We start from the raw sequence: 10,759 nt of genomic DNA, 5'->3' as shown, positions 1-10,759 counted from the left end.
GCTCGGCCGCGGCCGGCCCTCCCGCGGGCGTGTCGTGCCCGAGACCGCCGCCGAGGTAGGCGGCCTGCACGTCGGGGTCGTCGAGCAGCTGCGCCGCGGGGGCGCTCTTGACCACCCTGCCGGTCTCCAGCACGTAGGCCCGGTGGGCGAGCTTCAGCGCCTGCTGGGCGTTCTGCTCCACCAGCAGCACCGTGACGCCGCGCCGGTTGATCTCCTCGATGATGTCGAAGATCTGCTGGACCAGCAGCGGGGCCAGGCCCATGGACGGCTCGTCCAGCAGCAGCACCTTCGGCTTGGCCATCAGCGCCCGGCCGATGGCGAGCATCTGCTGCTCGCCGCCGGACATCGTGCCGGCCGCCTGGTTGCGGCGCTCGGCCAGCCGCGGGAACAGCTCGTAGGCCTCGGCGAGCTCCGCGCTGAAGTCACCCGAGCGGGTGTAGGCGCCCATCAGCAGGTTGTCGTGGACCGTCATGCCGGGGAAGATGCCGCGGCCTTCGGGGGCCTGTCCCAGTCCGGCCATCACGCGCTTGTGACCGGGCATCTTGCTGATGTCCTGGCCGTCGAAGAGGATGCTCCCCGACGTCAGGCCGCGCAACCCGGAGATCGTCTTCAGGGTGGTCGTCTTGCCCGCCCCGTTCGCTCCGATGAGCGTGACGATCTCGCCCTCGTCCACCTCGACCGAGATGCCCTTGAGCGCCGCGATCTTGCCGTAGTGGACGTGGATGTCCTTGATCTCAAGAAGCATCTGCCGGTGCCCCCAAATACGCCTCGACGACCCGGGGGTCGTTCCGCACCTCGTCGGGCAGACCGTCGGCGATCTTCTGGCCGAAGTCCAGCACCGCGATGCGGTCGCTGATGCCCATGATGAGGCTCATGTCGTGCTCGATGATCAGAATGGTCCGCCCGGCGTCCCGGATGTCGCGGATGAGCTGCTGCAGCGCCACCTTCTCCGCCGGGTTCATGCCCGCGGCGGGCTCGTCCAGCAGCAGCAGCTTCGGGTTGGTCGCCAGTGCCCGGGCGATCTCCAGGCGCCGCTGGTCGCCGTAGGGCAGGTTCTTTGCGTGGTCGTGCGCGCGGTGCGGGATGCCGACGAACTCGAGCAGTTCCATCGCCAGTTTGCGGCCGTCCCGCTCCGCCTGGCGGTGCCAGGGCAGGCCGAGCGCCACGCTCACCATGCCGGACCGGTGGTGGGCGTCCGCGCCCACCATGATGTTCTCGATCGCCGTCATGTTGTGGAACAGCCGGATGTTCTGGAACGTCCGGGCCACGCCCTTACGGGTGATCTTGAAGCGCTTGGTCCCGCTGATCTTCTCGCCCAGGAAGCGGACCTCGCCCTGGGTCGGCCGGTAGACGCCGGTCACCACGTTGAACACCGTGGTCTTGCCGGCGCCGTTCGGGCCGATGAGCGCGAAGATCTCGCCCTCGTTGATCGTCAGGTTCACGTCGTTCAGCGCCGTGACGCCGCCGAACCGCATGACGAGGTTCCGCAGTTCCAGCATCGCGCGGCCACCGCGCTCCTGACCCGCAGCACTCGCTTCGGTGCTCACTTGGAGGCCACCTCCTCACCGTGCGACTCCGGCCCGGGCACCTCTGCACCGAGCGTACCCATCCCGCCTGACCCCTCTTTCAGCTCCGCCTTGCGCTGACGCGACGGCAGCAGGCCCTCCGGACGGAAGATCATCAGCGCGACGAGCACCGCGCCGAAGATCAGCATGCGGTACTCCTGCAGGCCGCGGAAGCGCTCGGGCAGCCACGCCACCAGGAACGCGCCCAGCATGACACCCGGCAGGTTGCCCGCGCCGCCCATGACCACGGCGGCCAGGATCGTCGCCGAGAGCATGAACAGGAAGTCGTTCGGGTTGATCGAGATGGACTTCGCCGCCCAGAGCACGCCCATCGCACCGCCGATCGAGGCGCCGATGGCGAAGGCCAGCATCTTGAAGCGGAAGGTCGGCACGCCCATGACCTCGGCCGCGTCCTCGTCCTCGCGGATCGCCGCCCAGGCGCGTCCCACCCGGCTCTTCTCCCAGCGCTTGACCAGGATGATCACCACGACGGCGAGGGCCACCAGCAGGTAGTAGTAGGGCCGCGGGTCGAGCACGCCGTACTTGAAGATCTCGACGTCGCCGATGAAGACGCCCTCGATGCTCGGCGGGTGCGGGATGCCGCGGACGCCGTTCGGGCCGCCGATCTCGTCGGTGTTCCGGGCGGTGATGCGGATGATCTCACCGAAGCCCAGCGTGACGATCGCCAGGTAGTCGCCGCGCAGCCGCAGCGTCGGGGCGCCCAGCGTGATGCCGGACAGCGCGCAGATCAGGATGCCCACCACCAGGATCAGCCAGAAGTTCCAGCCCATCCGGGTGCCGAGCAGCGCCATCGCGTAGCCGCCGACCGCGTAGAACGCGACGAAGCCCAGGTCGAGCAGGCCCGCCTGGCCCACCACGACGTTCAGGCCGATGGCCAGCATCACGTAGGTGCGATCGGGAAGAACAGGATCGTCGCCCAGTCGGTGTCGGGCGACATGAAGCTGCCGATGGTCTCCGACGGCAGCAGCAGCGCTCCTGCGATCAGGAGCAGGTAGACGGCCCACCGCTGCCAGCCGGGGGCCTGCTGCCAGCGATCGTGCATCACGTCGCCGGCATGGCCCAGCCGCCGGCGGAACCCTGCCAAGGAAGTCTGCTTGTCGTTCATGCGCGCGCTGCTGGAGTGATTCACCGAGGATGCCGGTGGGGCGGAACATCAGGACCAAGATGAGGATGGTGAAGGAGATCACGTGCTTCCAGTCGGAGCCGAAGAAGATCGCCCCGTAGTTCTCCACCAGACCGAGGGTGATGCCGCCGACCAGCGCGCCCCGCAGGTTGCCGATGCCGCCCAGGACGGCCGCGGTGAACGCCTTGATGCCGAAGAGGAACCCGATGTAGTAGTTCGTGTTCTCGTAGGCGATGAGGTACAGCGCACCGGCCACGCCGGCCATGCCGCCGCCGATGAGGAACGTCATCCGCACGACGGAGTCGATGTTGACGCCCATCAGGACCGCGGCCTCGGGGTTCTGCGCGGTGGCGCGGATACCACGGCCGATCTTCGTACCGTTCACCAGCCGGTCCAGCACGAACATCATGCCGACGGCCGCCACGATGACCAGCACCTGGTCCACCCGGACCGGATGGCCGGCGATGGAGAACAGCTCGGTCCGCTCCATGATCCGGGGCAGGGCCATCTGGATCCGGCCCTGCTGGGGGCGGTCGAAGACGTTCGGGATCACGATGAGCGCGAACAGCTCCTGGAGGAAGATCGAGGCGCCGATCGCGGAGATGAGGGCCGCCAGGCGCGACGCGCCGCGGCGCCGCAGCGGCCGGTAGGCGATGCGCTCCAGCGCCACCGCCGTGCCCGCGGAGGCGAGCATGCCCGCCAGGATCATCAGAATGATCACGCCGACCAGTGCGAGACCGGTGAGCGCCGAGTTGATTCCCAGCACGAACGGCACGAACATCGCGCCGAACGTGCCGATCATGAACACCTCGGAGTGCGCGAAGTTGATCAGCCTGAGCACGCCGTACACCATCGTGTAGCCGAGCGCGATCAGGGCGTAGATCGACCCGAAGGCCAGGCCGTCGACCGTCGACGGCCAGAACTGATTGATGAAGTCATTGAACACTGAGGATTACCACTTCTAGCGGGGATCGCCTGCACTGTCCGGTAGCCGCGACCTCCAGAGGATCTCGTGAACCTCCCGGAAGTGCGCGGGGAGCGGGGACCGCACCGCGGCCATCCCGCTCCCCGTGCCGACTACCAACTCTCCTCGGAGCTCCGGACTCAGCCCAGCTTCGCCTCCGCGGCCTTGCCGAGCAGCGTGATCGCGCCGCCCTTGACCTGGTAGATGTAGATGTCCTTGGCCTCGACCTCACCGTTCGGGGCGAACTTCACCTGCTTGGAGACACCCGCGATGTCCACCGTGGGGATGAACTGGTTGATGTCCTCGGCCGTGGTCTTGCCCGCCTTGATCGCCTCGACGAAGACCGTCGCGGCGTCGTAGCCCTCGGCGGCGTAAATCGCCGGGTCGGCGTTGTAGGCGGCCTTGTAGGCGTCGGCGAAGCCCTTCACCTTGGCGTCGGTCACGTCCGGGGTGGCGATGTAGCACGGGCAGCCGATGAGCGCGCCCTCGGCGTTCTCCGCGCCGGCGCCCTCGATGAGGCCCCTGTCCAGCGAGCCGTCGCCGGAGAGGAACTTGGCGGTCACGCCCTTGTCCCGGAGCTGCTTGAGCAGGTTGCCGCCCGCGGCGTAGTAACCACCGAAGAAGATCGCGTCAGGCTTGGCCGCGGCGACCTTGTTCACGACCGAGGAGAAGTCGCTCTCCGCCGGGTCGAGCGAGTCGTCCGTCACCGTGGCGCCCTTGGTCTTCAGCTGGGCGCGGACGGCGTCGGACAGCGGCTTGCCGTACTCGGACTTGTCGTCGATGACGAAGACGTTCTTCGCCGCGGCGCCGTCCACGATGAAGTCCGCGATGCCGGGGCCCTGGACGCCGTCGTTCGGCAGCACGCGGTGCCAGTACTTCCAGCCGTTCTCGGCGAGCTTCACGTTCGTCGCGGAGGCCGAGACGCTGGGGATCTTCGCCTCCTCCAGGACCGGGCCCACCTGGGCCGACTCACCGGAGAACGCCGGGCCGATCAGACCGACGATCTTGTCGTCCTTGATGGCCTGCTGCGCGAGCGCGACGGCCTTGGATCCGTCGCCCTGGCTGTCGTACTCGACCAGCTCGATCTTCACGGCCGGGTTGGTCTTGTTGTACTCGTCGATGACGAGCTTCGCACCGTTCCGCGGCGGGATGACGATGCCGGAGTTCGGCCCGGTCAGGTCACCCATGAAGCCGATCTTGACGGTACCGGGAGCGGCAGCGCTGGAGCCGCCGTCCGCCGGCGTGGTCTCCGAGCCGCCGTTGCCGCAGGCAGCGAGACCAAGGGCGAGCGCCATGCCGGCGGCAAGCACTCCACCGAGGCGAGCAGTCTTAGGCCGCAAGGTTGCCTTCCTTTCACCCGGCCCTTCGTCGGGACCGAGTTCACAGATGCCCTCCCCTGTCGGGGTGGTCAAGAGGTTGTGTCGGTTAGTACAACCAGCGGATGTCACAGGTCGGTACAGGAACGCCCGCCGTTACCGCTTCGTTATTACACCGATCCTATTCATCTACCAGCGCAAAGGCCACCGCCGCCGCCGACCTGCGATCTTTCCCGTCCCACCTGTCGGACACGCGAAAGCCCGCGCGGCCCCCTGCCTCCAGGGCGCGCGGGCTCGTCGCAAAGATCGTCTCGCCGTACGGCGGGGTACGGGGCCGGGCCTCCGCCGTCAATCCCCCGCGGCCCCGCCGCCCTCTCCGCCCGCCGCCGGTCCGGCCGTCCCGCCCACCACGATCTGCGCCACCTCGCGCATGCTCAGCCGCCGGTCCATGGACGCCTTCTGGATCCACCGGAACGCCTGCGGCTCGCTCCACCCGTGCTCGGCCATGAGCAGGCCCTTGGCCCGCTCCACGAGCTTGCGCGTCTCCAAGCGGTCCGAGAGGGTCCCGACCTCCCGCTCCAGCGCCGCGATCTCCTCGTGGCGGCTCACCGCCATCTCGATCGCCGGCACCAGGTCGGACTTCGTGAACGGCTTCACCAGGTAGGCCATCGCCCCGGCGTCCCTGGCCCGCTCGACCAGGTCCCGCTGCGAGAAGGCGGTCAGGATCAGGCACGGCGCGATCCGCTGCGACACGATCTGCTCGGCGGCCGAGATCCCGTCCAGGACGGGCATCTTCACGTCCAGGATCACCAGATCGGGCCTGAGCTCGGACGCCAGCCTGACCGCCGTCTCCCCGTCCCCGGCCTCACCGGCGACGACGTAGCCGTCCTCTTCCAGCATCTCCTTGAGGTCGAGGCGGATCAGCGCCTCGTCTTCCGCGATCACCACTCGCCGCTGCGTACTCACGAGCAAGAGAGTACCGACGTCCGCTAGATTGGAACCACGCCGGTATCCGTGATCCATCCACCCCTGGGTTAAGATCACAGTCGATGACCGCGATCCCGGCGAGACCGGAGACGAGCCCCGATATCCCAACGGCAGAGGAAATGGTCTCAAACACCATCGAGTGTGGGTTCGAATCCCACTCGGGGCACCTCACCCGGAGCCATCCGGCCTAGCGCCGGGTGGCTCCACTGCTTTCCAGCTCCGCTTCACCGCCCTCTGCGGTGCTCCGGCGCCGCCGCGCCGTTGATTCCCCCGGACAGGCATGGCATGCCCGATCCATGCATAAAAATGGACATACGGGGCATTTATCCCTGTTCGGAGACCCATCGCCCCGATGGGCCCGTGCCGTACGTCAGCGAGGAGGCCCGCATGGCCGCTCTCATCGATCTCGGCCGGGACGCGTCCGGCGTCCGGGTGCCGGCCGCCGCCTTCGCCCCCAAGATCGCCGCTTTCCTGCTGGTTCCGCTCGCGGGCTGGGCGATCGCCAGGCTCCTGCGCAGGGCGGCCCGAGCCGACCCGGTACGGGCCGGCTCCGGCCGGTGGCGCGGGCGTGCGGGGGCCGGGCACGTGCCGGAGCACGGCCCCGCGAACATGGCGGCGTCCGGAGGAGCACGGGGGGCCGTTCATCCACCGGCCTCCGACGGTGCGCCGCGTCCCTCCGGGGAGGGAGTGCTGCACTCCGTCCCCGGACCGCGCTCCCACCCCGGGGAGGCCCCGCCCCCGCGGGCGTGAAGCCCGGCGGGGCGGCGCCCCACCGGGCTCGCGAGGCTCGGCCCGCGCGGGATCCGCACCGGCCTCGGACCGGGTCAGGCGGTCAGACCGCGGCGCCGATGGTGTGGACCCGCAGGGCGTTGGTGGTGCCGGCGTGGCCGGGAGGGGAGCCCGCGACGATGACGACCTTGTCGCCCTTCTCCAGGCGGGCCTGGGTGAGCAGCGCGGCCTCGACCTGGCGGACCATGTCGTCGGTGTGGTGGACGAAGGGGACCTCGAAGGTCTCCACGCCCCAGACCAGGGCGAGCTGGTTGCGCACATGCGAGGCGGAGGTGAAGGCCAGCAGCGGGATCGGCGAGCGGTAGCGGGCCAGACGGCGGGCGGTCTCGCCCGACATGGTGAAGGCCACCAGCGCCTTGGCGCCGACGATGGCGCCCACCTCGGCCGCGGCCCTGGCGATGGCCCCGCCGGTGGTCTCCGGCAGGCGGTGCAGGCTGTGCGTGGCCTCCAGCACGGAGCGCTCGGCGGCGCTGGCGATGCGGCTCATCGTCTCGACGGACTCGATCGGGTAGGTCCCGACCGAGGTCTCGCCGGAGAGCATGACCGCGTCGGCGCCGTCCATCACGGCGTAGGCGACGTCGGAGGCCTCGGCCCGGGTGGGGCGCGGGGCGCTCATCATCGAGTCGAGCATCTGGGTGGCGACGATGACGGGGCGGGCCTTCTCCCGGCAGAGCTCGATCGCGCGCTTCTGCACGATCGGCACGTCTTCCAGGGGGAGCTCCACGCCGAGGTCGCCGCGGGCGACCATGATGCCGTCGAAGGCCTCGACGATCTCGGGCAGGCGGTCGACCGCCTGCGGCTTCTCGATCTTGGCGAGGAGCGGGAGCCGAACCGCCTCCTGCTCCATGATGTTGCGCACGACGTGGGCGTCGGAGGGCCGCCGCACGAAGGAGAGCGCGATCATGTCGAACCCGGTCCGCAGGGCCCACCGCAGGTCGGCCTCGTCCTTGTCGGTGAGGGCCGGGGCGCTGACGTCGACGCCGGGCAGGTTGAGACCCTTGTTGTCGGAGATCATGCCGCCGATGACGACCCGGGTGGTGACGCGCGGGCCCTCGACCCGGGTGACCTCGAGGTGGACCCTGCCGTCGTCGACCAGGATGCTGTCGCCGGGGCGGACGTCCTTGTGCAGGCCGAGGTAGGTGGTGGAGACCTGCTCGCGGTCGCCGGGGACGTCTTCGGTGGTGATGGTGAAGACGTCGCCGAAGCCCAGGCGGACGGGGCCGTCCTCGAACCTGCCGACGCGGATCTTCGGTCCCTGCAGGTCGGCGAGCACGCCCACGCCTCGGCCGAGCTCGGCGGCAGCCTCCCTCACTCTGTCGTAGACCTCTTTGTGCAGCTCGTGGCTGCCGTGGCTGAGGTTGAAGCGGGCCACGTCCATGCCGGCGGCGATGAGTTCGCGCAGGCGTTCGGGAGAGGAGGTGGCGGGGCCGAGAGTGCAGACGATTTTCGCGCGACGAGTCACGGGTCCTAGCCTAATTGGTACAGACCACTCGGATGTGACAGTGGTCATAGCGTCGGAGAAATAATCGGTGACATAACGCTACCCTCACGTCACGGGAGGTGGTGAATCGACCCCTCCGTGCCGAGGTCGTCGTGTTCGTGCTTTTCGGCGGCGGGCCAGCAGGAGATAGCCGGTCCAGGAGACCGCCACGAGGACGGCGACGGCGAATCGGGCCAGGTCGGTGTACCTCTCGGGGTAGACCACCCCTTCGATGTAGTGGTCGATGAACCCTCCCGGCGGGAGCCCCCGCTCCCCCGCGTTGCGCCTGCCCCAGTCCTCGACGACGGTCAGCGGGCACTCGGCCCCGGTGGTGACGGAGAACACTCCCCAGGCGGCGACGGCGAGGTGGGCTCCGATGAGGCGGGGCCAGCGCCAGGAGAGGAATCCGCCGACCGCCATGAAGGCGAGGAAGAGGAAGTGCACCACCATCGCGGCTTCCCCTATGAGGAGATGGGCCATGGTCCACGATAAGCCGCTCCGGGTCCCGGAGGCACCCCGCTGATCCCCGGACCGGAGCGGGCCGGGATGCGGTGGGTCAGTCGTGGTCGACGGCGGCGGCCCCGGCCGCGTCGACGACGCCGCGGCCGTAGAAGCCGTTGCGGGCCTTTCGGCCCTCGCAGGTGTGCCGCTCCTCGGCCAGCTCGTAGCGGTAGACGTACGTGCGGGGCGTGGGGCACGCCTTGGAGGCGGCGCTGGCGTACAGCAGGCGCTCGACGTCGGCGGGGGGCATGGTGAGCTCGTCCCAGCCCGCCCCCTCGCGGAAGTGGCCGGGCTCGCCGAAGCGGCTCACCAGGATCGCGGCGACGCCGGTGGCGTGCGGGGCCGCCATGGAGGTGCCCGCGAGGTACTGGTAGTAGGCGCAGGTTCCGCCCTGGCAGTCGCGCACCACGCTCGTGCTGACGGGCCTGCCGTCCTTGGCGAGCAGGCCCTGGGCGCGGACGACGTGCTCGGGGACGGCGGCCAGGACCGTCCTGGTGACGTCGAACCCCTTGCCCCCGTCGTACTCGTCGCCGCCGGGCGCCGACAGGTCGGTCTGCTCGATGCCGTAGTCGGAGTAGTAGGCCTTGCGCCCGCTCGGGCCGACCGCGGAGACCGAGATGACGCCCTTGGACTCGGCCGGCACGTTGAGGCAGGAGTTGTCGACCTTGCGGACGCGCGCGGCCTCGGCCGGGTAGTCGGGGCTGGTCGTGTCGGTCTTCGGCCGGCCGAGGTCGGTGGAGCCGTTGCCGATCGCGCCGATGAGCGTGACGCCGCGCTTGCGGGCGTAGTCCACGGCGCGCTGCATGCCGGTGATGACACCGCGCTGCTCCAGCTGCTCGGCCTTGGAGTCGGCGGGGTTGGCCGCGCAGTTGAACAGCCACGGGTCGACGTAGTAGCTCATGTTGACCACGTCGATGCCGCTGTCGGCGGCGTAGGTGAGCGCGTCGAGGCTGGGCTTGAGGAAGAACAGACCGGAGTCCTGCCCCGCCCGGAGGTTGACCAGGGTCACCCCGGGAGCCACTCCGGCGATGCCGAGGCCGTTGACCGGGGAGGCGATGGTGCTGGCGACGTGGGTGCCGTGGCCGTCGTCGTCCCAGTCGGCGGGGTCCTTGCAGCCGGGGAACTCGCACGGCCCGTCGAGCTCCGCGCCGGTGGGGTCCTCGGGCAGGTCGGTGACGAAGTTGCGGCTGCGTTCGCGGTCGAAGTTGGGAGCGATGTCGGGGTGCCTGCCGTCGATGCCGGTGTCGATGACGCCCACCAGGACCTTCCGGTCGCCGGGGGCGGTCGCGTGGGAGCCGCCGGCGGTGGCGCCGATCATCTTCATGTCCCACTGGCGCCCGGCGAGCGGCTCGGCGCCGGGCTCGCTCCGGGAGAACGCGCTCCCCTCGGGGAAGGACGCCGCCCTCTCCTTCATGTCCCGCCGGCGTCCGGCGAGCGGCTCGGCGCCGGATTCGCTCCGGGAGAACGCCTTCCCCCGGGTCCCGGCACTCCGGAGGGGAGCCCGGTCGCCGCGTCCCGGGCGGGGAGCGCGGTGGCGGCGCCGATCCTGCGGTCGGAGGAGACGCCCGCGACGGCGGGGTCGCCGGCGAGCTCTTCGACGAAGCGCGTGCCCGGCCCTCCGGCGGCCCTGGCGACGATGTAGCCGAGCTTCGGCTCGGTGGAGCGGACCTCGCCGCCGGCCGCGGCGACGGCCCGCAGCGCCCGGGCGTGCCCGCCCGGGGTGTAGAAGACCAGGTGGTCACGGGTCTGCGCGGTGGAGGCCGCCGTGACGGCACCGGAGGCCGCACCGGTGGCTCCCGCGGCGGGGCGCCCGCCAGGGTGACGGCCGCGACCAGCGCCGTGGCCGCCACGAGCCCTCTCCCGTGTGCCATTCACCCTCCATGCCCGTAAAGACCTAGAACCAGCATCTTTCAGGCATGCATCCGGTAAAGCAACTCGGTGACCGGCCGGGCCGCAGGGCCCGCACGGTGTGCGGACCCCGCGGCCGGCGGCGTCGGACGGGCGACCGGGCCG

Annotated in this window: 10 protein-coding genes and 1 tRNA gene; 2 read left to right on the top strand and 9 right to left on the bottom strand. The window is 70.0% G+C overall.

Annotated features, from left to right (window positions below; genetic code table 11):
- The 5 genes from ACWJ6R_RS20520 to ACWJ6R_RS20500 form a co-directional block, all read right to left on the bottom strand.
- A partial coding sequence (locus tag ACWJ6R_RS20520; RefSeq protein WP_449063784.1) for an ABC transporter ATP-binding protein occupies nucleotides 1-745 on the bottom strand: 745 nt, incomplete at its 3' end.
- Entirely contained in the window at nucleotides 735-1,547 is an 813-nt protein-coding gene (locus tag ACWJ6R_RS20515) for an ABC transporter ATP-binding protein (protein ID WP_449063783.1), read from the bottom strand. The genes ACWJ6R_RS20515 and ACWJ6R_RS20520, both read right to left, overlap by 11 nt.
- The gene (locus ACWJ6R_RS20510) at nucleotides 1,544-3,655 is read right to left on the bottom strand and encodes an ABC transporter permease (RefSeq protein WP_449063782.1); all 2,112 of its coding nucleotides are present in this window, start codon (nucleotides 3,653-3,655) and stop codon (nucleotides 1,544-1,546) included. The genes ACWJ6R_RS20515 and ACWJ6R_RS20510 overlap by 4 nt, the downstream gene beginning before the upstream one ends.
- Nucleotides 3,656-3,813: 158 nt before the next feature.
- A complete protein-coding gene (locus ACWJ6R_RS20505; protein WP_449063781.1) occupies nucleotides 3,814-4,968 on the bottom strand; it encodes a branched-chain amino acid ABC transporter substrate-binding protein in 1,155 nt (384 codons plus the stop codon).
- Nucleotides 4,969-5,337: 369 nt separating this feature from the next.
- The gene (locus tag ACWJ6R_RS20500; RefSeq protein WP_449063785.1) at nucleotides 5,338-5,937 is read right to left on the bottom strand and encodes an ANTAR domain-containing response regulator; all 600 of its coding nucleotides are present in this window, start codon (nucleotides 5,935-5,937) and stop codon (nucleotides 5,338-5,340) included.
- A gap of 132 nt (nucleotides 5,938-6,069) precedes the next feature.
- Between ACWJ6R_RS20500 and ACWJ6R_RS20495 the strand changes: the two genes are divergently transcribed.
- Nucleotides 6,070-6,142, top strand: a tRNA-Leu gene (locus ACWJ6R_RS20495).
- A 221-nt stretch (nucleotides 6,143-6,363) separates the two neighbouring features.
- Nucleotides 6,364-6,726 carry a hypothetical protein gene (locus tag ACWJ6R_RS20490; RefSeq protein ID WP_449063780.1) on the top strand — a complete coding sequence of 121 codons (363 nt, stop codon included), beginning with the start codon at nucleotides 6,364-6,366 and terminating at the stop codon, nucleotides 6,724-6,726.
- A gap of 82 nt (nucleotides 6,727-6,808) precedes the next feature.
- Here the strand turns inward: ACWJ6R_RS20490 and pyk are convergent, their stop codons facing one another.
- The 4 genes from pyk to ACWJ6R_RS20470 all read right to left on the bottom strand — a co-directional run bounded on the left by pyk (nucleotide 6,809) and on the right by ACWJ6R_RS20470 (nucleotide 10,621).
- Nucleotides 6,809-8,227, bottom strand: a complete 1,419-nt coding sequence (gene pyk / locus ACWJ6R_RS20485) for a pyruvate kinase (protein ID WP_449063779.1) — start codon at nucleotides 8,225-8,227, stop codon at nucleotides 6,809-6,811.
- A gap of 84 nt (nucleotides 8,228-8,311) precedes the next feature.
- Nucleotides 8,312-8,725: a DUF2784 domain-containing protein gene (locus ACWJ6R_RS20480; RefSeq protein ID WP_449063778.1), complete on the bottom strand. Its 414-nt coding sequence runs from the start codon at nucleotides 8,723-8,725 to the stop codon at nucleotides 8,312-8,314.
- A 76-nt stretch (nucleotides 8,726-8,801) separates the two neighbouring features.
- Nucleotides 8,802-10,160, bottom strand: a complete 1,359-nt coding sequence (locus ACWJ6R_RS20475; protein WP_449063777.1) for a S8 family peptidase — start codon at nucleotides 10,158-10,160, stop codon at nucleotides 8,802-8,804.
- Nucleotides 10,157-10,621, bottom strand: a complete 465-nt coding sequence (locus ACWJ6R_RS20470) for a hypothetical protein (protein WP_449063776.1) — start codon at nucleotides 10,619-10,621, stop codon at nucleotides 10,157-10,159. Before ACWJ6R_RS20470 ends, ACWJ6R_RS20475 begins: the two co-directional genes overlap by 4 nt.
- Nucleotides 10,622-10,759 lie beyond the last annotated feature (138 nt).

The organism is Planomonospora algeriensis (genome assembly GCF_977012225.1).
The sequence above is the reverse complement of the archived record's forward strand: the minus strand, read 5'-3'. Positions and strand labels throughout refer to the sequence as shown.